This window comes from Clostridium paridis, assembly GCF_016765615.1.
Taxonomy (GTDB): domain Bacteria; phylum Bacillota; class Clostridia; order Clostridiales; family Clostridiaceae; genus Clostridium_T; species Clostridium_T paridis.
Genome location: NZ_JAESWA010000023.1, coordinates 40,536 through 64,042, shown reverse-complemented (window position 1 = coordinate 64,042; position 23,507 = coordinate 40,536). Strand labels below are relative to the sequence as shown.

The 23,507-nt window shown below is 31.2% G+C and carries 20 protein-coding genes; 5 read left to right on the top strand and 15 right to left on the bottom strand.

Features of this window, described 5'->3' with window-relative positions; all coding sequences use genetic code 11:
* Nucleotides 1–20 precede the first annotated feature (20 nt).
* Together JK634_RS13405 and JK634_RS13400 are read left to right on the top strand one after the other, a co-directional pair.
* Entirely contained in the window at nucleotides 21–1,325 is a 1,305-nt protein-coding gene (locus tag JK634_RS13405) for an acetyl-CoA hydrolase/transferase family protein (protein WP_202768185.1), read from the top strand.
* A 104-nt stretch (nucleotides 1,326–1,429) separates the two neighbouring features.
* Nucleotides 1,430–1,639, top strand: a complete 210-nt coding sequence (locus JK634_RS13400) for a hypothetical protein (protein WP_202768184.1) — start codon at nucleotides 1,430–1,432, stop codon at nucleotides 1,637–1,639.
* 61 nt (nucleotides 1,640–1,700) lie between these two features.
* On the opposite strand, the gene JK634_RS13395 is transcribed toward JK634_RS13400, so the two are convergent.
* Both JK634_RS13395 and JK634_RS13390 read right to left on the bottom strand, forming a co-directional pair.
* The gene (locus JK634_RS13395) at nucleotides 1,701–5,108 is read right to left on the bottom strand and encodes an FtsX-like permease family protein (protein WP_202768183.1); all 3,408 of its coding nucleotides are present in this window, start codon (nucleotides 5,106–5,108) and stop codon (nucleotides 1,701–1,703) included.
* Nucleotides 5,109–5,120: 12 nt separating this feature from the next.
* On the bottom strand, nucleotides 5,121–5,822 hold the full coding sequence (locus tag JK634_RS13390) for an ABC transporter ATP-binding protein (protein ID WP_202768182.1): 702 nt from the start codon (nucleotides 5,820–5,822) through the stop codon (nucleotides 5,121–5,123).
* Nucleotides 5,823–6,038: 216 nt separating this feature from the next.
* On the opposite strand from JK634_RS13390, the gene JK634_RS13385 reads away from it, so the two are divergent.
* Nucleotides 6,039–6,605: a TetR/AcrR family transcriptional regulator gene (locus JK634_RS13385; RefSeq protein WP_202768181.1), complete on the top strand. Its 567-nt coding sequence runs from the start codon at nucleotides 6,039–6,041 to the stop codon at nucleotides 6,603–6,605.
* Between the two features lie 40 nt (nucleotides 6,606–6,645).
* On the opposite strand, the gene JK634_RS13380 is transcribed toward JK634_RS13385, so the two are convergent.
* The 5 genes from JK634_RS13380 to JK634_RS13360 form a co-directional block, all read right to left on the bottom strand.
* Entirely contained in the window at nucleotides 6,646–7,560 is a 915-nt protein-coding gene (locus JK634_RS13380; protein ID WP_202768180.1) for an alpha/beta hydrolase, read from the bottom strand.
* A 111-nt stretch (nucleotides 7,561–7,671) separates the two neighbouring features.
* Nucleotides 7,672–9,705 carry a Na+/H+ antiporter gene (locus JK634_RS13375; RefSeq protein ID WP_202768179.1) on the bottom strand — a complete coding sequence of 678 codons (2,034 nt, stop codon included), beginning with the start codon at nucleotides 9,703–9,705 and terminating at the stop codon, nucleotides 7,672–7,674.
* A 198-nt stretch (nucleotides 9,706–9,903) separates the two neighbouring features.
* On the bottom strand, nucleotides 9,904–10,674 hold the full coding sequence (locus JK634_RS13370; protein WP_202768178.1) for a Tim44 domain-containing protein: 771 nt from the start codon (nucleotides 10,672–10,674) through the stop codon (nucleotides 9,904–9,906).
* 128 nt (nucleotides 10,675–10,802) lie between these two features.
* On the bottom strand, nucleotides 10,803–11,735 hold the full coding sequence (locus tag JK634_RS13365; RefSeq protein WP_202768177.1) for a S66 peptidase family protein: 933 nt from the start codon (nucleotides 11,733–11,735) through the stop codon (nucleotides 10,803–10,805).
* Nucleotides 11,736–11,762: 27 nt separating this feature from the next.
* The gene (locus JK634_RS13360; RefSeq protein WP_202768176.1) at nucleotides 11,763–13,115 is read right to left on the bottom strand and encodes a C45 family autoproteolytic acyltransferase/hydrolase; all 1,353 of its coding nucleotides are present in this window, start codon (nucleotides 13,113–13,115) and stop codon (nucleotides 11,763–11,765) included.
* 211 nt (nucleotides 13,116–13,326) lie between these two features.
* On the opposite strand from JK634_RS13360, the gene JK634_RS13355 reads away from it, so the two are divergent.
* Nucleotides 13,327–14,655: a DUF4317 domain-containing protein gene (locus JK634_RS13355; protein WP_202768175.1), complete on the top strand. Its 1,329-nt coding sequence runs from the start codon at nucleotides 13,327–13,329 to the stop codon at nucleotides 14,653–14,655.
* A 109-nt stretch (nucleotides 14,656–14,764) separates the two neighbouring features.
* Here the strand turns inward: JK634_RS13355 and JK634_RS13350 are convergent, their stop codons facing one another.
* Both JK634_RS13350 and JK634_RS13345 read right to left on the bottom strand, forming a co-directional pair.
* A complete protein-coding gene (locus JK634_RS13350; protein ID WP_202768174.1) occupies nucleotides 14,765–15,298 on the bottom strand; it encodes a nitroreductase family protein in 534 nt (177 codons plus the stop codon).
* Between the two features lie 13 nt (nucleotides 15,299–15,311).
* Nucleotides 15,312–16,088, bottom strand: coding sequence for a class I SAM-dependent methyltransferase (locus JK634_RS13345; protein WP_202768750.1), 777 nt, complete (start codon nucleotides 16,086–16,088; stop codon nucleotides 15,312–15,314).
* Between the two features lie 166 nt (nucleotides 16,089–16,254).
* Between JK634_RS13345 and thpR the strand changes: the two genes are divergently transcribed.
* Nucleotides 16,255–16,806 carry an RNA 2',3'-cyclic phosphodiesterase gene (thpR, locus tag JK634_RS13340; protein WP_202768173.1) on the top strand — a complete coding sequence of 184 codons (552 nt, stop codon included), beginning with the start codon at nucleotides 16,255–16,257 and terminating at the stop codon, nucleotides 16,804–16,806.
* Nucleotides 16,807–16,940: 134 nt separating this feature from the next.
* Here the strand turns inward: thpR and JK634_RS13335 are convergent, their stop codons facing one another.
* The 6 genes from JK634_RS13335 to JK634_RS13310 form a co-directional block, all read right to left on the bottom strand.
* Nucleotides 16,941–18,107, bottom strand: coding sequence for an amidohydrolase (locus tag JK634_RS13335; RefSeq protein ID WP_202768172.1), 1,167 nt, complete (start codon nucleotides 18,105–18,107; stop codon nucleotides 16,941–16,943).
* Nucleotides 18,108–18,167: 60 nt separating this feature from the next.
* Nucleotides 18,168–19,568 (bottom strand): MFS transporter, encoded by a 1,401-nt coding sequence (locus JK634_RS13330; protein WP_202768171.1) that lies wholly within the window; start codon nucleotides 19,566–19,568, stop codon nucleotides 18,168–18,170.
* Between the two features lie 263 nt (nucleotides 19,569–19,831).
* Nucleotides 19,832–21,136, bottom strand: coding sequence for a sensor histidine kinase (locus JK634_RS13325; protein ID WP_202768170.1), 1,305 nt, complete (start codon nucleotides 21,134–21,136; stop codon nucleotides 19,832–19,834).
* The gene (locus JK634_RS13320) at nucleotides 21,121–21,855 is read right to left on the bottom strand and encodes a LytR/AlgR family response regulator transcription factor (RefSeq protein WP_202768169.1); all 735 of its coding nucleotides are present in this window, start codon (nucleotides 21,853–21,855) and stop codon (nucleotides 21,121–21,123) included. Before JK634_RS13320 ends, JK634_RS13325 begins: the two co-directional genes overlap by 16 nt.
* A 134-nt stretch (nucleotides 21,856–21,989) precedes the next feature.
* Nucleotides 21,990–22,367 (bottom strand): DUF956 family protein, encoded by a 378-nt coding sequence (locus JK634_RS13315; protein WP_202768168.1) that lies wholly within the window; start codon nucleotides 22,365–22,367, stop codon nucleotides 21,990–21,992.
* Nucleotides 22,368–22,579: 212 nt separating this feature from the next.
* Nucleotides 22,580–23,491, bottom strand: coding sequence for a PTS system mannose/fructose/sorbose family transporter subunit IID (locus JK634_RS13310; protein ID WP_202768167.1), 912 nt, complete (start codon nucleotides 23,489–23,491; stop codon nucleotides 22,580–22,582).
* Nucleotides 23,492–23,507 lie beyond the last annotated feature (16 nt).

The following is a 23,507-nucleotide window of genomic DNA, read 5'->3' as shown; positions in this document are numbered from 1 at the left end:
ACTAGGGGGAGTGAAAACTTATGAATTGGAAAGAAATATATGAAAGTAAACTAGTAACCGCTGAAGCGGCAGTAGCTATGATAAAATCTAATGATAGGGTTGTTTTAGGACATGCTGTAGGTGAACCTATGGAATTGGTACACGCTTTAGTAACCAATAAAGAAAAGTATGAGAATGTTGAGCTTATTCAAATGCTTACTTTAGGAAAAGGGGAATATCTTAAACCTGAAATGAAACCTAACTTTAAACTTAATTCATTATTTGTAGGTCCTTGTACAAGAAACGCTGTAAAAGAAGGAGATGCAGATTACACACCTTGTTTTTTTCAAAATATACCTAAACTTTTTAGAGATAAATATTTACCCGTTGATGTTGCTCTTATCAAAGTAAGCACCCCTGATGCAAACGGCTTTTGCAGCTTTGGTGTATCCAATGATTATACAAAACCAGCCGCTGAATCAGCAAAATTAGTTATTGCAGAAGTTAATGATAAAATGCCCAGAACCTTAGGTGATTCCTTTATTCATGTTTCGGATATTGATTTTATAGTTGAAACCTCCTACCCTCTTCCAGAATTACAGCTACCCAAAATAGGAGAAGTAGAAAAGGCTATTGGTAGGAATTGTGCTTCTCTAATAGAGGATGGCTCTACCCTACAACTTGGAATAGGTGCAATTCCAGACGCTGTACTTCTATTTTTAAAAGATAAAAAAGATTTAGGTATTCATTCTGAAATGATTTCTGATGGAGTTGTTGAACTTGTAGAAGCTGGTGTAATCACAAACAAAAGAAAAACCTTACATAAGGATAAGGTAGTAATTACTTTTGCTATGGGTACTAAGAGATTATATGACTTTCTAGATAATAATCCAATGGTGGAAATGTATTCAGTAGACTATGTAAATAATCCAACAGTTATTGCACAAAATTCTAAAATGGTATGTATAAATTCAGCTTTACAGGTAGATTTTTTGGGACAAGTTGTGGCTGATACAATAGGTTTAAAGCAATTTAGTGCAGTTGGAGGCCAGGTAGACTTTGTAAGAGGTGCTGATATGGCTAGGGATGGTAAATCTATAATAGCTATGCCATCTACTGCGTCTAATGGGAAAATCTCAAGAATAGTACCAACTCTAGCTGAGGGTTCTGCAGTAACCACTTCAAGAAATGATGTTGAATATATAGTAACTGAATATGGTGTAGCTAACCTTAGAGGAAAAACCTTAAAAGAAAGAGGTCAGGCACTTATTAATATTGCACATCCAGACTTTAGACAATCATTGATGGAAGAATGGGAAAAAAGATTTAATATTCGTAAAGCATAAATTATGAGTTTTAATAGCCGACATTGTTAAAATTTTATCTTTCTCATGACAATATTTAGTACTTCAGAATGTTAATTAAATAAAAATTAAGGAGGAATGAAAAAATGAGAACTGTAGATAACAAAGAAATAATGGATGCGATTTCTTCAACTAATAAAACTGTTAGAAAAATGAAAGAGGACGTGGACAAGAATACTATTTTATTAAAACATCTACTTAGTATGATAAGTGAAATTAAAGCTAGTGATGGTGAGAAGCTAGTAGATACTTGCTTCTATGGAATAGATGATGTTGTTAATGAATTATTTGAATAGCTTTAAAAAAGAGCTGAAGTCACAATTAGCGTAACTTCAGCTCTTTTGATTTGCTATAATTTTATTCATTTGATTTTAATGCATCAATCATGTTAACATTTCTTAGTTTTATATGCATCATAATCATTACTAATAATGAAAATAATATGGTTATTAATGCAGAAAATACATAACTACTCATAAATACATCTGGTAACATCATCATAGTGTCAGTTTCTGCTGTTCCTATTATAAACGAATAAAGTATTTTACCCATAAAGGAACCAACAAGAACTCCTAATAATGTAAGTATTACATTTTCTCTTAATATATACATAGTGACTTCATTATCAAAAAATCCTAGTACTTTTATAGTTGATAGTTCTCTTATACGTTCGGATACATTTATATTATTTAAGTTATATAATACAACAAATGCCAAACTACCAGAAGCTAAGATTATAACTACCATAACTATGTTTAAACTATTGGCAGATTCCTTACTTGAATCTATTATCTTTGATGTTAAGGTGACATTTATAACTTTATTACTTTCCATAAGCTTTGAAGAAATTTCATCATCACTTTGAGCATCAGATTTTAGTTTTAAAAATTGAGCATTATATACTGGCTTTTTGCCAAATATCTTCTCATAGTATGTGGGTGATATATAAATAGAATGCATAAGGTAGTTTTCAGATACTTCACTAACCTTAACATTATAAGAGTTATTATCCTCATCCTTCATAACTATTGTATTTCCAGAGGATACCTTTAAAAGTTTTGCTAACTTTTCATTAATAATAACCCCATCATCTGATATTTTATAATTCTTTTCAGTAACTCTATCTCTTAGTGTAACAAATTTATCAAAGTTTTCTACATCTTCTGGCACATACAGAGTAGCTGTTTGCTTGTTCATGTTTTCCTTTGTAAAGGTAACTGATTCCTGATGAATATTTAAACTGCTGTTGTATCCTTTTAGTCCATTTAAAATATCATCATATTCCTTGCTATCTTTCTCACTAACATCATCTTTAAAAATTACCATAGCTTGATAGTGCCATAGCTTATTAAATTGTCTATCTAAAACACCCTTGTTAGAACTCTGAAGAGCGAATCCTGTAACAAGCATAGCCATACATCCTGCAATACCTAGAACTGTCATTATCATTCTTTGCTTATATCTAAATAAATTTCTAAGTGTAACCTTTTGATTAAAATTCAGTCTTTTCCATAATGGAGTAATTCTTTCTAGAAAGATTTTCTTACCTAACTTAGGAGCCTTTGGTCTCATCATATCCGAAGGGTTATTTTTTAGTTCAACTTCTAGAACAAATAGCACTGCACCTACGGTACATAATATTGAGGCCGCCATAGACTGAATTATATAAGATGGATAGAAATATATACTAAACTTAGGTATTACAAATAACATTCCATAGGCAGAATTAATTATACTAGGTAATGCTGTACATCCAACTAATATTCCTAAAATACCTCCAATAATGCTAGCTAATGCAGCATATACTACAAACTTTTCAGATATTTCTAAGTCGCTATATCCTAAAGCTTTTAATGTACCAATTTCAATTCTATTTTCTTCTACCATTCTTGTCATTGTTGTTAAGCAAATTAATACTGCAACTAGAAAGAAAAATACCGGGAATACAGATGCTATATTATCTAAACTTTTAATTGAATCTTTAATTACCCCATATCCTGGGTTATCATTTCTATCAAAGAAATAGTACTTACTTTTATCTAAGTCTTTCAATTTTTCTTTATTTTCGTCTACTTTTTTTCTTGCATCTAAAAGTTTTTGTTTATTTTGCTCTATCTCTTTTTCACCATCAATAAGTTTCTTTTCAGAATCCACTAATTGTTTTTGAGCTTTGTCGAGTTCTAATTTCCCCTGTACCTTGCCTGCTTCAAGCTCCTTCTTCCCATTAGTTATTTCTATTTTAGAAGCATCTAGTTGCTTTTGAGCTGCATCTATCTGTAACTTACCACCATTAAGTACTTTTAATTGCTCCTCATATTGAGCCTTTCCTTGCTGATAACTAGTAATTCCATTTATTAAAGTTTCTAAATTAGTTGCATTTTCATTTGCACTTTTTGAGGCTGCATCTACTCCCTTTGAAATACTGATCGCTAAGGTTTTATTGCTGGGATCCGTCTCTAATTGATCTATTAATCCTTTTAATCCCTCTAATCCTAAACCTGGCTGCGATATAATAGTTTTCCAATACTGAATTTTTTGAGTTGGTATCATATCACCATCTTGAGTACTACTCACGGTATCATTTATATCTTTAGAAAGTGCATCATAAGTTTGAATTAAAGTTTTAAGTCCACTAAGCTGATTTTTAAGATTACTCGTATCTTGATCAGGATTTATCCCTTGAGCCAAAAACTTTTCTTTAGCACTGTCTAACTGAGTTTTTGCCCCATTAAGCTGCTCTTCTCCCTCTGCTAGCTTTTCTTTTTGATTATTAATTTCTATTTGACCATTTTCTAATTGTTTTTGCCCATCAGCAAGTTTAGCTTCGCCAGCTTTAATCTTTTGCTCGTAGTCTTTTATTCCTTGAGCATATTGTTTTTTACCTGCTTCAAGCTTATCTTTCCCATCTTCTATTTCCTTTTGAGCACTTGACAACTTATTTTCGCCATCTTCAATCTCTTTATAGGCTTTATCCAATTCTTTTTGCGCATCTTTTTTCACTTCATCAATTCTATCAATTGAACGTTTTGAATAAAGACTTTGAATATATTCATTATTTTGTTCCATTTTGCCTTTATATTCATTGCTATAAGTATCAATATTTTGTACATTTTTAAATCTTACATATATTTCTGTATATACATCCATTGAAAAATCAGATTTATTTAATACTGCAAAATAATCAATACTTCCTTTTCCTACAGTCGTTGTTCCCCTTGCTTCATTATCCACATACATTGGACTTCTTACGAAACCAACAATTTTAAAAGTAGTTTTCTTAAAAGAGTCCATTGTATCTTTGTCAGATTCTATTACATATTTATCGCCTATTTTTAAATTCTTATCTTGCTTTAAAGCCTTTTCATCTAGAGCTATTTCTCCGCTATTTTCAGGTAGTCTCCCCTCTGAAATAATGAGATTATTAATTATATTTTGAGGATCATATTCCATAAACCTTACTACACTATTTACATTTGTAAGACCTGCATCTATGCTATGTGTTCCGTAATAATCTAATATTTTGTCATTATTTTTAAGGATGTCCAAATCTTTATCAGTGAGTCCCAGACTTGATACTATTTTACTATCCATAAGATTTTGACTATTATAAAACCTATTTATAGATTTTTTCATATCTGGCCCAGTTGACTTAATTCCAGAGTAAAATGATACTCCTAAAAAAATTATTACTAATATTGAAGTAAATCTAGCTTTTGATGATGCAATTTCTCTTATTATTGATTTTTTGTACGACTTACCTTGCATAAAAGCTCACCTCTACCACTCAATATCGTCAATTGGAACAGGATTCTCATTTACCTCAACGCTTCTAACCTTAGCATCATTAATCCTTATTACCCTATTGGCAATGGGAGCAATTGCAGTGTTATGAGTTATTACTATAACTGTTGTCCCAGTATTCTTACAAGTATCTTGTAGTGTTTTTAAAATTTGTTTTCCTGTTTTATAATCAAGCGCACCAGTAGGTTCATCGCATAGTAACATTTTAGGATTCTTAGCCATTGCTCTTGCTATTGATACCCTTTGCTGCTCTCCGCCTGATAATTGAGCTGGAAAGTTATCCTTTCTATGACCAAGCCCCACTAATTCAAGAGTTTCATCTACATCTAGTGCATTTTTTGAAATCTGTACAGCTAACTCTACATTTTCTTTAGCAGTTAAGTTTTGTACTAAATTATAAAATTGAAATACAAAGCCTACATCATGTCTTCTATATTTAGTAAGCTGCTTTCGGTTAAACTTGGCTATATCTGTGTCATCAATTAATATACTTCCTTCATCACAAGTATCCATTCCTCCAAGTATATTAAGGACTGTTGATTTACCTGCTCCACTTGGCCCTAAAATTATAACAAATTCACCCTTTTCAATAGAAAAATCAATTCCATTGTTTGCAACAACAATATTTTCTCCTATTTTATATCTTTTGTGTTCGTTAATAACTTCTATAAAAGGCATCATTTCGCCCCCTTTCTCTTTAAGTTAAATCTTTATTACATATTATTAAATAGACATAGCGTATATTTGATAATACAATATATAGTATAAATAAGCTGCTATACATAGACAATAGTCAACTAAAATTACATTGTTATTAAATGTACACAATTCTCTATTTTGTATATTTAATGGCATCTAATGTAAATTTAATAATTTCATAAAAGGAGAATACTTATGGTTGGTGTTAAAGGAAACCGGAGAACTTTATATACTAAAAGTGTAATCAAAGAAAGCTTACTTGAATTACTCCAAGCAAAAGAAATACATGAGATTACAGTTACTGAAATATGTAAAAAGGCTGATATAAATAGAGGGACCTTTTATTCTCATTATAATGATGCCTTTGAATTACTTCAATCAATGGAAGATGAATTATTTGATAAGGTACTTGAATACATTAATGAAACTCCAATTGAAAATTATAAGGATCAATTATTACTTAAGGTTCTTGAATTGATTTATGTTAATAAAGATTTATGTAAAGTACTATTTTGTAAACAAAAAGATAGCAGAATAATAAACCGTATAATATATCTTGCACGAAAAGCAGATATTGAATACGTAGTACACCAATCAAATGAATTTAATGATGCCCATATAGATTATTTAATAAGTCATACCGTAGGTGGAACTTTTTCAATTATACAAACCTGGCTTGAAAGTGATTTAACTGAATCTCCAAAGGAACTTATGGAAATAGTGAATAATATTACTATGTTTACTCATAAATATTTTTATTAAATAAGAAAACCGTATTAGATTTCTCTAGTACGGTTTAGTTTTATGCATATATATGGTTAAGCCAATTTAATATATCTTCATATACTTCTCTCTTTTTTACTTCATTTAGTATTTCATGTCTGAAACCTGGATATAACTTCAACGTAACATCTCTAATACCTATTTCTTTATAAATTTCAAATAGTCCTTTTACTAGTTTACCATAACCCCCTACAGGGTCATCCTCTCCAGAGATAATAAAAATAGGTAGCTCTTGCTGTATTAACTTTAGTCTTTCTTTTTTATAAAGATTCCTTAATCCTTTCATTAGATAGTAGAAAAAGCCTATGCTGAAGACTGCTCCGCAGAAAGGATCCTCCTCATACTTTTTAACCTCTTTCAAATCAGTACTTAACCATGAAAATTTATATCCATCCCCTTTGAATCTTTTATTATAGCTTCCGAAACTTAAAGTATCTAAAAGTTTACTTTGCTTCTTTTCTCCCGAAATTTCCCTTTGAAATGAGGAAATTAATCCTCCCAAATAGACTTCTGCTCCCTTTTGTGCTGCTGATCCTGATAATACTACTCCCTTTAGTTCTTTTCCGTAACGAATTATATATTCCTGTGCAAGAAAAGATCCGAAGCTATGCCCTAATAAAAACATAGGTAATTCTGGATGTTCCTGCTTCATTTGCTCAAATATAAGATGCTTATCCTCAACTATAGCATTAAAGCCATCTTCACCAATAATCCCTATTTCCTCTACAGTATCTGCAGTTTTACCATGTCCACGATGATCAGAGGAGTATACAATAAACCCTTTTCTATTAAGATACTCTGCAAATTCTTTATATCTACCTGAATGCTCAGCCATACCATGAAAAATCTGTATCATCCCCTTAGGGTTATCAGCCTTATCCCAGCAATAAACATATAAATTTTTGCCATCCTTGGCAGTTAAGTTTTCTACCATAGCCCTCTCCTCTCCCTTACCTCATGTTTTTCTTGTTATAAATAATTATATCAAAACAGCATATTAATAATACCTAAAAAACTCCAGGATATTTCTATCCTGGAGTTTTATTTACTCAACATGCTTATACAAAATTACACTCTCTATATAATTTATGTATCTTCTTAATTCTTTTGACTGCTCCCTTGTAATCTCTCCAGCCTCATACATTTTACGAATCTCCGAACGTTCTATATCCATAGCTTTTATTCTTAGTTCTTCCTTCTGCTCCATGTCCTCCTCAGTGTATTTTATTTTTGTTCCCTTCATTCTATTAATCATACTCTTATAATCTAAAATCAACCCGTGAGCAAACTTTGATTCTTCATGATTTTTTGTATATTTCTGTATTGCTTCAATTGCTGCCTCAAATGCTTTAACTTGAATGTCTTTTACTAACTGAATGCTATCTAATTTTTCATCTCTTCTCTTATTACTTCCTCCATAAAAACGCCTAGACCATCTCATTAATTTTCTTATGAAAAATACTGTATTTTGCCTTGTATTATTTAAAAGAGCTTCTTCCCTATAATCAAAAGATTTTTCAAAAGTATTAAATACCTCTTCATTAATTTGGTATTCATCCATTAATTTATATATATAATTTCTCTCAGCTTTTAATGCAATGAGTCTTAACTCCACAATCTTTTTTTCTTTAATATTTGTATCCTTTGCTACAATTTCATGTTCTAATCTATAATGGTCAAAGGTATGTTTATATTCGTTAATTAATTCATAAGCTACCGCTTCATTTTTCTCGTTAATTTCCTTCTTAATAGCCTTAATACTAACTAGTAAAAGTCTATTCTTTGCTTCACTTAAATCATTATCAATTATTTCTTGATTTTCCTCCGAAGCCTGTTTACATAAAATCGGTAAAAATACTGTTGCGAGTATTAATGTAAATAATATTACCCCTGCAGTTAAAAACAGAATTAGTGAGCGCTCTGGAAAAGTTTCTCCATTCTCTAGAAAAAATGGTATCGATAAAACTCCTGCCATTGTAACCGTACCTCTAACACCAGTTAAACTAGTAAGTAAGGCAAATTTCATATCCGGTTTCTCAATATCTTTTTCTCTTCTTAACCTATATCCATAAAATGCTGAAAAATAAGACCATATAAAGCGAATTACCAAAATAACAAACCCAATGGCAATAACATATCCAATGGCTTTCCATTTTCCTATATCAGGACTTGCTATGGTTTCTCTCATAGATGATGGTATATTTAATCCTAGTAACAGAAATACACTTCCGTTTAGTACAAATAGTATAATACTCCACATATTCTCAGTGAGTACTTGCTCTTCAGCTATTCTTATTTCAATCTTTTTACTTATTACTGAGTGAATAATCCCAGCAACTACTACAGCAATTACTCCAGAAGCATGCAAAAATTCTTCTGTAATAATATAAATTCCAAAAGGAGCTAATATCTGTAGTAAGGAATGAAATGTTACATCATTTATTCCTTTCTTATGTAATGTAAATCTTATAAACATCATAATTAATGCAAATAAAACTCCAAAAGCTGCTCCCGCAAAAAATATGTATGAAAAATTTACTACTGCTTCCCTTAAAGAAAAATAACTAGTTACCACCGCCCCAATTGCATATTTAAAAGCAACTAGACCTGATGCATCATTTATTAAGGATTCTCCTCTAACAAGATTTAATACTCTATCTGGAATATGAATTCGCTTTGCAATTCCGTTTACAGCTACTGGATCAGTTGGTGATAATATAGCCGCTAAAGCAAATGCTGCTGTAAGAGGAATATCTGGTATTAACCAATGAATAAAATAGCCTCCTCCTAGAGTTGTTAAAAGTACTAATATCAAGGCATTACCTAATATAGACCATTTCATTTTCCAGAGTTCTTCTCGTGGAAAGTACTTCCCATCATTATATAAAAGAGGTGCTACAAATAAAAGGAAAAACCACTCTTCTTCTATCTCAATTGAATTATGTCTAAATATAAACGCAAGCACTACACCTAAAACTATTTGAATTAGCGCTGTTGGAACAGATGGAATGTAATGACTAATTATATTGGAAATTAACAAACACACCATTAGTAGTAATATTATCATTAGTAGATTCATTTTGTTCACCCTTCCTGGCACTATTTAAATATATATTGTTCAATATTACACTTATCATTCTACACTATAAGTAGTAAAAATTTCTAAAAAGTATTTTTAGATAATATAAAATTTTTATAAAATGTCTATAAATCAAAATACCCAGAGCAATAAATATCCTTGATTGCTCTGGGGCTTATATTAATATTATAAAAATTTTTACTCTTCCTTTTCTACATCTATTACAAAGAAATCTAAATTGCTAATTTCATCTATTTGCCTTATCTCATCTAATACCCATCTATATTCTTTTCTTATAAACTTCCAGTATTCTTCAAATTGAACAAATTTATAAGCTTCCCCCTCTATTACTTCATCTGTTTCTTCATCTATGGTATAATCCTGTGATGATGCCTTAATATGAACCCATATACTGTCTCTATCTATTCCTTCATGATCTTCAATTCCTACAGGCGTCACCCTTAATAACTCCATATCTTCTAGAATGTTTTTTTGCTTACGTACCTTCATCCATTCAGTTTGAGTTCTATGTTTAGTATATAGCTCATCACTCATATATTCTTTAGCTAAATCTTGATCTCTTTCCATCCATGCAGTTTGCACCTTATAAAAAGCTTCTTCTATATCTTGCTTTATTTCTTTGTAATTCCAGTTATTATCGCTTTTAGATAGTTCCTTTATAGCTGAAATAGTTTTAGCCTTCTTTTTACCTAGCTTTACTTTTAGTACAATTGTTCCAGCTGAAGCAGCTACAGCAAACAATCCAAAACTTATTACATTTTCTAGTGGACTGCTTTTCCTTGATGATTTGCTATGAGTTGAACCAGTGCTTCCACCGCCACCACCTCCGCCAGATGAACCTCCCCCACCACCGCCTCCTGCTCTTGCAAAAGCAACTAGTGGTCCATTGATAGTTAGGACTAACAAAACTATTAATATCATTTTTATAAAATTTCTAAACTTATTCATAATTACCGTCCCCCGGATAATAGAAAACTCCTTTTGTTATATATACAAATATTATTTTACCATATGTAATTTTTTTACAAAAGATAAACCCATAACATTTCTATTATGAGTTTTACTGATTTATACCTTTATATAGTTGCAGTTTCTAAAATACTAAACTCCCCCTTTGCTGCGTCTAAGGAAGCATTAACCCCTATCGGAATAGTTGCTAAATCATGAGTATGACCTATTGGGAGTCCCCATATTGCTGGTATTCCAAGATTACCTATTCTATCGAAAATCAAATTTTCTAAGGATCTTCCCTTATCAAATACATCTGTTTCACAATCTGTACATTCTCCAATAATAATTCCTGCAGCAGACTGAAGTTTTCCTGTATTAAGAAGTTGTGTTAATCTGCTATCTATATCTTGAATATCTGAGCCAACCTCTTCAAAAAACAACATTTTACCTTTTGTATCAATTTCATAAGGAGTCCCTATAAGCTCACAGATTAAAGATAAATTACCACCTATAGTTTTTCCAGATGCTCGTCCTTTAGTAACTTTCACAAGATATTTATCTTGGTCTGCCATTTTTATTTGTCCAATAGGTTCCTCACTAAATAGTGCCTTATAAAGATATCTTAATCTATATTCAGTAGCATATTCTCCATAGATTCCTGTAGCACTTGGACCATGAAAAGTAGTTAGTCCTGTTTTCTTATAAATTGCAAGATGAAGTGCTGTAATGTCACTATATCCAATAAATATTTTAGGATTTTTTCTTATCATATCATAGTCTAAAGCATTAACTATTCTCGGTGAACCATAACCTCCCTGACTACAAAAAATTGCATTTATTGATGTGTCAGCAAAAAATTCATTTAAGTCTTCTGCTCTATCATCATCTGTTCCAGCAAGATAATAGTAGTTATCATAAGCATGCTTTCCAACCTTTACTTTAAGCCCCCAACTTTCAAATGTCTTAATAGATCTCCATATATGACTTTTATCTACTCCAGTTGCTGGTGATACTATGCCCACCGTATCCCCTTTTTTAAGTGTTTTAGGTTTTACCATATTCATCCCCCTTTTTATCTAACTCTCTTATTCCTTTCTTACCTTGCACATACACCAAGGCATTGAAGGCCTATCCTTAAGATGTCCTTTTAGATAATTCCATTGTGGATGCTTTGAGAAGTACTCATCTGTAATAAATGGAATATCACTAGAACCTCCCCATTTTGCTAAGAAAGACATACTTTCTGCTAAATCACTATCTATTACTTTTCCATCTAAAGCACCTTGTGGAGAGAATGGTGGCAGTGTTCCAGCGACACTTGGATATCTTTGATCATCCAGTTCATAATGTCCATCTACTGTCCTTGAAGAAGGATTTCTCCTACTTAGGTATACATCATAGTGGTCTGCTAAAATAGCCTTCCCAAATTCTATATCTAGTTCTCCATAATACCTTTCTATTAATTGAGTAAGCCTAACTCTTCTTGCTCCCTGATGATCACGAATATCTGTATAGGCACTATTTTCCACTTCCAAATTACGTATTCTAGGATCTTCAGGTGCGTTAAACCCAATAAAGTAACCATCCTCTAGTGTTTTTACACTTGAGTAATCTAACCCTTGCTCAAACCTAGTAATTTTGTTACTTCTTATATCCCCAAGCAGCCACATGCTGGTGTAGCCCCCATTGCTATTTTCCTTCATAATATCAATAAATTCATTTATTTCATCAGAATATTGAATTGCTTTTCTAATTCTCACAAACTGAGGTACACCTTCAGAATTATATTTTTTAAATCCAGAAATACTTGTATCCGCACCTAGAATACCTGAGGCTGTTACAAAGAAATCACTAAAGCTATCTATATATCCTGGTGCGGTCTGCATTAAAAACCTATTTCCATACTCGGGCAAAACATCCATTATTACATTCAAATATTGTCCAGTTTCATAACTTTCCCATGTATTATGAGCTAAAAGAATCTTTCCATCCTTTGTAGCAGTACCTGTTGCAATAAACGCTGAACATCCTCCATTATTTCTTCCTATATTGCTTTTGACTTCTCCATCTGAATTATTAGACCACCAAAAACCTATAAGTTCTCCATATCCATTCCAAGTTAGAATTTCTTGCCATGTTACTTTGACACCAACTTTACGTGCCCCATCAGCAATCCCTTTTATTTCATCAAGAAATTCCTCATCAACCTTATGTGTAAACTGCTTCTCTGCTTGATCAACAAAAAAACTCCACTCTTTTCCTGTATTCCAATAAGTCAAAAATTTAAGATTATCAATTATTTCTTCAATTTCATTTGCAAGGAGAAATCCATGTTGAAGTCCTCGTTTATATGCTTCACCTTCAATATGAACATAGATCCATCCATTTTTCTCATACTTATATCCTTTTCCATAGTAATTTTTATTACTTATATCCATTTTTATCCCTCAATGCACTCTTTAAAAATATTAATATTCTACATATTAATATTGTATTAATAGATCTTATAAAAGGTGAATTTATGCACTCTATCAGTAATCTGTTAAATATTTATAGTCTTTTAATCTATATAGTTACTTGCAGGGTTGTCCATTGAACACTATACTATATTATGTATTGATAAAAACTCATGAAGTGAGAGGTCTGTTTATGAAAAAGAAAGATATATTGGAATTAAAAAGGCGTTTAAAGAAGGATGAATGCACATTTACTAAAATGTGTGGATGTTACGTAGATGGCGAAAAAAATATTGTATTAAAATTTAGAGAAACATTTTTAAACTTAGTAGATGAAGAATTCTTTAAATATTTAGAGATAGCTAAAAAAACCTTATCAGGAACGGTTGGAAACAACCTTTTAGAACTTAATTTCCCTCTTAATGGAGATGAGGATGAAATAGAAAGTAGACAACTTTCTTTATTAGCACTTAAGAAAAGCAGATTAAAGGATGATGGACTTCTTGATAGCTTCTATAAAATGATTATAAACAGCTATGACTACACTGGTAATTTCCTAATACTTATTTTTCACGATGCTTACGATGTTATTACTAAAACTACTGATAATTCAAAAATAGATGAATCTGAAGAGGTCTATGAATATTTATTATGTGCTATATGCCCAGTATCTCTTAGTGAACCAGGCCTTGGGTACTTTGAAAATGAAAATAGAATTGGTTCAAGGGTTAGAGATTGGATAGTTGGTGCTCCAGATTTAGGATTTGTTTTCCCAGCTTTTACTGACCGTAGTACTGATATTCATTCTATTATGTATTATACAAAAAATGCAAAAGATACACACCCAGAATTTATGGAACAAGCCTTAGGGTGTAGTTCAAAACAAACTGCTACTGAGCAGAAAGAAACCTTCAACACTATTGTTCGTAAGGCTCTTGGAAGTGATGATGAAAAATCCGAGCATTTATATATGGATATTCAAGAGACTCTAAATAATATGGTGGAGGATCATACCACTGTAAATGGTAAGAATGCTGAACCTATAATTTTGACTAATGATAATATTCAGGAGGTTTTAATTGAAAGCGGGATTCCTGAAGAGATCACTGCAAAAATAGAAAAATCCTATATAGATGAATTTGGCGATACTCCTCCTGTAGTAGAGCACTTAATTGATAAAAAAGCTATAGCTGCTAATGAACAGAGAAAAAAGGAAGAAAGACTTGAAAAGAAAGTGCAGATACTTGAAGAAATACTAGAAAAAACAAAACAAGAGACTGAATTAAATGTAGCTGCAGAACCAATTATAGATGTTGAAGATGAAAGTATGTTAGAAATAGCTGCCGATTCTGCAATAGAAGCTGATGACAATACTACTCAAAACTATGATGTTGTACTTCACGTAAAACCTCAAAAAGTTCCTCAAATAAAATCACAAATAATTGACGGGAAAAAGTGCATTATAATTCCTATGGAAGATGATGAACAAGCTAATGTAAATGGTGTTGAGGCAGATCTTTAATTTATAAAAAAAATATATAAACATAAAAAAAGGAATCCATGAAATAGACACTAAAAGACTATTTTCATGGGTTCCTTTTGTATAGTAGGTTAGATTTTTATATTTATTACTACCAAGATTCGTAATGCACTATATCTTCAATATTTTTTCTTGGACGAGGCTTAGGAGCTTCATCTGGATAACCAACTGTTATAACACCAATTACATATTTATCAGATGGTATATTTAAGACTGGTCTAATTTCTTCTTGTGTAAACTCTGCAACCCAGCAGACTCCCAAGCCTAAATTATTAGCTTGTAAAAGCATATATCCTGTTGAAATTGCCGTATCTCTAATTATTCGTTTTACTTCATCTTCGGAACTATCATCATCGATTGATATGTCTTCTTTTATTCTGCATCTTACATCTGCAACACTTACAATAAAAACAGGAGCTGTCATCATCCATTTCTGATTATGGGAAGCCTCCATTATTCTTTGTCTCATTTCATCTGATTTAACTACAATATAGTGCCAAGGTTGTGTGTTGTTTCCTGATGGAGCCAACCTTCCACTCTCCAATATTTCATTTATTTTTTCATCCTCAACTGGCTTATCAATATATTTTCTTATACTTCTACGTACTTCAATTTCTTTTATCATCAATTTGTTCTCCTTACTCTTTTCTTAAAATATCTACTGTATGGGCACTTGCTCCTAATAGGTCAGGTCTTTCACAGGTAGAAAGATGGTACTTAATAAACAGTTTGTATGTCTCTTCATCCATAGCATTTAAAGTCGGTCTCATATAGTTAGCTGGTCCATCAGCTGCAATTATTTTTATTCTTTTAAGTCCTGCTTCTTCAACTATCTTATTGATATCATCAAGCCTTACATAATCATATAAATCTTCAGGCTCTGATATAACATGAAAATCATCACTTAACTTTCCATTTTCAATACTTGCTCTAATATTATTTTCCTTGAATCCATATGTTATTACACTATATTCATTCATGCAATATGCTACCAAAATAACTCCACCAAGCTTAGTTACTCTTTTTGCTTCTTGTAGCGCTTTTACCTTATCCTCAAAAGTATATAAATGATACATGGGACCAAACACTAAGGTCATATCAAAAGTATTCTCTTGAAATCTTGATAAATCTAATGCTGTTCCTTGATATGCTTTTACTGTGCTTCCTTTTGACTTTAAAACGCCTAGATTATGCTTAACAAGCTCAACTGCAGTAACATCATATCCTTCATTTGCTAGTTCCACAGAGTATCTCCCTGTTCCTGCACCAACATCTAAGATTTTTGCATTCTCATAATTCTCTAGATACTCATGAATATACTTCATGGAAGTTATATATTCTACTTGTCCGTGTCTTCTTGTTAATCTTTTGTCCTCACAAAATTTATTATAGTGTTTCTCTAATTCTATTGTCATCTCTTTATATTCCTCATCTATTATATTCAAAATTATTAAACACAAATATTATAGCAAATATTAAGCTATTTTTACAAAGTTCTTTAATATATTTTAATTATGTTTTTTATAATTTTGTAAATATGAATTATAATTATAATAACTTAGAGGAAAGGAAGAGAATCACTTGAGAGTCTATATTGCTATAGATTTTGATAATAACATCAAGAATTATCTTGATAAGATAACATCAAATATAAAGAATTACTGCATTGAAGGAAGTTTTACTCAAAAGAATAACTTTCATTTAACAATTAGATTTATTGGAGAAGCTGCTGATACTCAGATTACCAGAATAAAAGAAATTATGGATAAGTCTCTTCAGGGAATAAGTTCTTTTGAATTATTAATAGGTAACCTAGGCATTTTTAAAAGAAAAAAGACAAATATCTTATGGATGGGGATAGAAGAAAATACTGTTCTATCTGAACTTCATAAAGAGCTTACCATCCTATTACAAGAATATAAGATACCATTTTATGATAAACTTTATATGCCCCATATAACTTTAGGGAGAAGAGTATTACTTAATGAAGATTATAAAGGCCCAAATGACTTGATTAAATTTGAAAGAGTTAGAATTCCAGTAAAAACAATAAGCTTAATGGCGAGTAAAGAGGAAAATGGAAAACTAAATGGCGTACCTATTTATCGAGTTAATTTAAAAGAATTACTGTAACGAGTATGTGAACAAAGTCTCTAATAGAAAAACCCACGATATTTCCGTCGTGGGTTTATACTATGAATACTACAATTATATTGTATATCTTATCCTTGAACTTTCATGACAAATTGATACTTATGTCTTCCATACTATTTATTTAAAAAATCAAGAGCAAATTGTACATGTAATGCAGTACCATATTTCATGTAGTCTTCATCAATCTTGAATTTTTCATGGTGTGGGAAATATATAGCTTCTTTTTCCTCATTTCTATAACCTACAAATGCATAAACTCCTTTAGCATGTTGGAAATAGTATGGCATATCCTCTGATCCCATATATTTAGGTAGGATTTTATTTTTGCCTTCTCCAAATACTTTTGTTGCTGACTTATCTGCTATTGCTGCTAATTCTTCATCATTATATAGACTTAAGGCGCTTTCTTCTATTCTTACATTAACTTTAAGCTCATAAGCCTCTGCAATCGCTTTTGCATGTCTTTTTATTGCTTCGTGAGCTATTTCTCTAACTTTTGGATTAAAGTATCTCATAGAAATATCAATCTCTGTATATTTAGCAACTATATTTGCCTTTGTTCCACCAATAAACTTTCCTACAGAAAGCACTATTGGATCTTGAGCATTAATATTTTTAGTAACTATCCCTTGAAGGTCTGTAACAAAAATACATGCAGGATGAATAGTATCCTTAGCCATATGTGGTACAGACCCATGTCCTGATACTCCTTCAAACTTAACATAAATAGTATCACAGCCAGCCATTCTATATCCGGGCTCAATATTTACATATCCAGTCTCTAATTCTGGCATTCCATGCATACCAAGACAAGCATCTACACCCTCCATTCCTCCAGCTTCTATTATTTTTTTCGCACCTGAGAATGTTTCCTCTGCCTCTTGGAAGAAAAATCTAACTTCACCACAAATCTCATCCTTCATTTCAGATAAGATTTTTGCAGCACCAAGTAGCATTGAAGTGTGAGCATCATGACCACATGCATGCATTAACCCTGGAGTTTTAGATTTAAATTCAACATTTGTTTCCTCTTTTACAGGAAGAGCATCTATGTCACCCCTTAAAGCTACTGTTTTACCACTTTTCCCACCTTTTAATGTTGCAATCAAAGATGTATTTCCAGCTTTCTTATATGGTATTCCAAGTTTATCTAATTCCTTCATAATTTTTTTTTGAGTTTTAAATTCCTGACCACTAAGTTCGGGATTTTCATGTAAATCTCTTCTAAAGTTAATAATATAATCTTCGTTTAATTTAGCTTTATCTAATATGTTTGACATAATGAGAACTTCCTTTCTATTATATTTTCATAAACATTTATATGTAATTTGTGGTTTTAATTAAGCTGCCTTTCTTTTATTATTTTCATTTTTTTTATTTTTAGGTACTAGTATTAATACAGCAATTAGTGATATGGTTCCTGCAATTACACTAACTCCCAATCCCCAACCAGCTGATAAATTTTGAGCTGTTTTGTCACTCATAATAATAGCTGTTGACACAGCTCCAGAAATGGCTACACCAAAGCTACCACCTAAAGAACTTGCCATTTTATAAATACCTGATGCAGAACCTGCTTTTTCTGCTGGCGCATTTCCAACTGCAGTATTTGTAGATGGAGTAGCATAAAATCCAAATCCAGTTCCCATGATAGCAAGACCGACTACAACAGCTGTAAAATAAGCAACATTGGGTAGGAATGTTAGTGTCATTAAGAAAATTCCTACAGCAGCCATTAATGTACCTATAGACATTGGCAAACGTGCTCCTGTCTTAAGCATAACTTTTTCTCCTACGCGAATTGTTGAAACTATAGCAACTAAATAACTAATCGTTAACAGTCCACTTTGGAATGAACTTAAGCCACGTGTTGTTTGAACGTAAGGCATTAATATAAATAGACAACCTGCACACATATTAAGTAAGAAATTTGAAATTACTGCTGCATTATAACCTTTGCTGCTAAATAGTGATAAATCAACTAATGGTGCTGAATTTCTGCTTTCTATAAATAGGAAAATACCAAATATAATTACAAAAGCAGATATTAATGAAAGAATAATTGGATTTGTCCATCCGAGTTGTCGTCCACGGGTAACAACTAAATTTAATGAAAGTAATGCTAATACTAAAGTAATAATTCCAAAATAATCAATGTTTCGTTTTTCTCCACTAGTAATTTTACTTTCTGGAGTACCATTTACTAAAAACATACCAATTAATGCTACTGGGACTGTAATCCAAAATAACCATCGCCAGCTTAATGCTGATACAACTGCACCTCCAAAGAAGTTAGCAACACCACTGCCACCCCAAGAAGCTAAAGACCAAAAGCTTAAAGCACGTGGGCGAGCTTCACCAGGATAATAGGCATTTATAAGAGCTAAGGTTGCTGGCATAATAAAGGCACCTGATAACCCTTGAATGACACGACCTGCAATAAGAAGTGTAGCTCCCTGAGCTATTGCGCAAAGTATGGAACCAATAATACTTAATATAAATCCGATTTGAGTAATCCTAACTCTTCCAACTCTGTCAGCAATACTTCCTGCAGTTACAATGCTAACACCACAAATTAATGCAGTAATACTGACTGCAGTACTAACAATGGAACTTGAAATCCCTAAATCACTAGTAAGTGGCGGTACGCCTGCCGTTATAGCACTTGCAAATAACCAATAAGTTGCAACACCTAGAATCATTCCAAATAACAAACGATCATTACCCTTATAATTTGTCATATGTTTTCCTCCTAAACCCTTTTTATTTTTTTCCTTACTAAATTTTAATAATAATTGCATGAAAAGTACTTAAATACTGTTTACGCTCACTAATATTTATACTTAATTTTGAATTATAATTTTGTGAGCAATTTCATATTATACCTATTAATTAAAAGTTAAAATAGCATTTCTTCCAACGTTTCTACCCATACCTTTAATTCAAATTTTTATTACGTTAGGAGGTTTTTTTTCTTACTAAACGTAAAAAGAAGTTAAAAGTACTATTTTCCTTTTAACTTCTCCTCTGCAGAAAAAATATATAAATCTTGTGTAAACATTCCCTCATTTATAAATGTATTTAGGGTCATATTTGGATTCTTATCAACTATAGATTTTAGTATATAAAGACCTAATCCTCTATTTTCACCTTTAGTAGAATATCCTCTATTAAAAATTTTATCCATATTCAATTCTTGTTTCTTAAATGTATTTGCAACTGTAATATTTAAGTTATTATCAATTGCTTCCGCATAAATTTCTAGCTTTTTATGTTCATTTTTTAATACTTCCTCTAATGCATTTTCTAATATTATTCCCATAACTCTAGAAAACTCCATTTCAGATATATTACATTCCTTTATTTTTCCTATAGTTATTAAGCTTACTTCTATATCTTTCTTAATGCTTAACATTATATAATATGAAAGAATAGATTTTAAAGGGATATAATTTATATCCTTTAAATTTAGGAAGGCATCATAACTTTTATCCCCTACCACTTCTCTACTTAATTTATCTAATAAATCATTTTCTTTTAAGTTATCCATGCCAATGCCTAAAACTATGTTTTTATAATCATGTTTAAACTCTCTATATTTCTCCACTAACTTCTCTATGGTATCTATGTATAGGGTTAATTCCTTAATCTTCTTTTCTTTTTCATTTAGTTCTAATTCATCTTTTATATTCTGAATGTCTAGTTTATTATTTATAATGTAAAACATTAAGATAAAGAAGTTTATGGAAACAAATATGATTAATTTAATTCCGTAGTTAATATTTAAATCATTTATTATTTTTATCAATATATTAATAAGAATTATTATATATATGCCATTAAAATTTCTTTCTTTCACATTATCATCTGGAAAACTCAAAGGAATATATCTCCTAAATAACCCAAATGCTAATAATATTGCTAAATAAATTAATATAAAACTATAATTAATAGGATGTAATAAAATATTAAAATTAAATATATCTGCTATATCTATTTTATACCCTAAAATAAGCACTATACCTGAACTCATATAATAGGACATGAGAGTAATTAACTCTACAAAAAAGGAAAGCTCCAAATTCCTTCTGAAGTTCTTGCCAATGCAGAAGTAAGTTATTATATAATTGCAAAACCATACAAATATAAAAGATAAAAGGTTATCGGCTAAAAACTGCATTACACTTGGTTTAATAAGCATCACTATTATTATAGCAATAACACCCTTAAGTTTAATATTTATCTTTTTATCAGAAAAAGTATAAATGAGATAGGTTTGAGCTAATGTGGTTGCTACTGTGTAAAGCATGATCGTATCTCCTTTTCCCTTCTCTTAGAAACAATCTCCCTTATACCACCGGTAAGAACTACATATAAATCCTCATTAACATTTTCAATCATTTTAATATGTTCTTTATTAACAATTATACTTCTATGGATTTGTATAAATTGGTTTGAAAGTTCTTCTTGAATTTCCTTTAAAGTTAAATTCACGCTTATTTCATTATTTATTGTATATATAATAATCTTCTTTTTGCTCTTATCAGTTTCAATACAAATAATATCTGAGGGCTTTATAATAAATACATTTCCACCAACCTTAAATATTAAAGATTCATTCTCAATCTTATCTTTATAAATTTTAATATATGTATTAAGTGCTTCTCTTATCGAATTTTCCATATCAAAGCCTTTGTCTATAAAGTCTAATATTTTCAGCTTATATTTAAATACGCTTTGCATTTGATGAACATAAGAAGTAACATATATCATTTCCCCTTTATATTCATCAATATTTCTTATCTCTCTTCCTAGCATTAACCCATTTTTCTCCTGTTTCAAATCAATGTCCAAAATATAAAGGCAATCTTCATAGGATTTTAAAGATTTAATATATTTTATTGCTTCTTCATAAATATCAAATGCTTTGATATTAAATTCCAACCCTTTCTCTTCAAATACAAGTTTTGCTATTTGAGAAATCTTTACTATATATTCTTTTCTATCTTCACATATAATTATGTTCATAAAAATCACCACTTTACATTTTTATAACTTAATGATAACTCTTTTCTCAATTTTTGAAAATAAAAAGGAACTTACTACAGAAAAGAGCAAGTCCCTTGTTTTTTATTTTAAGTTTACATAATAACTTATTTACTTTATTTATTCTTCTTAAATAATGATTTTACTGCTCGTTTTACCACATCAAAAAAGCTTAACGAAGAAACCATACGCTCTGGGTCAACATAATTTCGAACAGTACGAAGTACCTTTTTTGCATCTTTTGAAGCAAAAGTATATGTACCATTTTTCTTTGTTCTGATTGCATATCTTGGAATCCATTTTCCTTTGAACATTACAGATGCAATGATATAGTCAACCTCTTCCCAAGGAATTTGAATAAATTTGCGTGTATCACGAGAATTATAGAATTCAAAACCCTTGTCGCCAATCATTAGTTTACCATAATCTGAAAAACCTGTAAACGCTGTTGCTTCAATTACTAGATCCACTTTTGTATTGAGTGATTCAACCATCCGATCTACCTCTTTTCTACTTATACAAAAATTTATTACTACTATTATATATTCTTTATATGTTACTATCAAGTGTTTGAAAGTCGATAAGCTTAACACATATATTGCCAATTTGTATTATTAGTATTGTAACAATTATTTTTCACTCTATTTAAACTACTCTATATGTTAATAAAAGCCCAGGCTAAAAAGCCTAGGCTAATTTTAAAATATTACATTAATCCGATTAAGTGGAAAACAATACCAATTACAAATAATCCTAGAATCATAACAATTGGAGATACTTTCTTCTTAAGTAACCACATACAGATAAGTGTGATTATTAATCCTGCAAGTCCAGGAATTAATGAATCTAAGTTACCTTGTAAAGTTGTTACCTTAGTATCAGTTAATGCCATACCTGATCCTTGTTGTAATAGAGCTTGTTGAATTCCAGCAGCTCCTTCAGGAAGCTTGCTCCAATTAATGAATGCTCCATCACTTAATTTAACTGATGATACTACTGGTGCAAATCTAACAGATACCCATCTGTTAACTAATGATCCTAATATGAACATACCAAGGATAGATGCTCCTTTTGTAATATCTTGTAATAAACCACCAGTTAAATCTTCACTGATACGAGATCCTGCTTTGTAACCGAACTCTTGTGTATACCACATAAATGCCATACGAATTATGTTCCAAGCAAAGAAGAATATGAATGGTCCAATAATGTTACCGCTAATAGCAAGTGAAGCAGCTAATGCTCCTAATATTGGTCTTACAGTAAACCAGAATACTGGATCTCCGATACCAGCTAAAGGTCCCATCATACCAACTTTAACACCTTGAATAGTTGCGTTATCGATTGGAGCACCATTTGCACGTTCTTCTTCTAATGCTAATGTTACACCGATAACTGGTGAAGCTACATATGGATGAGTGTTGAAGAACTCTAAGTGACGTTCCAACGCTGCAGTTCTTTCTTCTTTAGTCTTATATAATCTTTTGATTGCTGGAATCATTGCGAATGCCCAACCACCGTTTTGCATTCTTTCATAGTTCCAAGAACCTTGAAGGAAAGCTGAACGCCACCAAACAGAAATACGATCTTTTTTAGTTAATTTTAAATCTTTTGCCATTTTCGTCCTCTCCCTT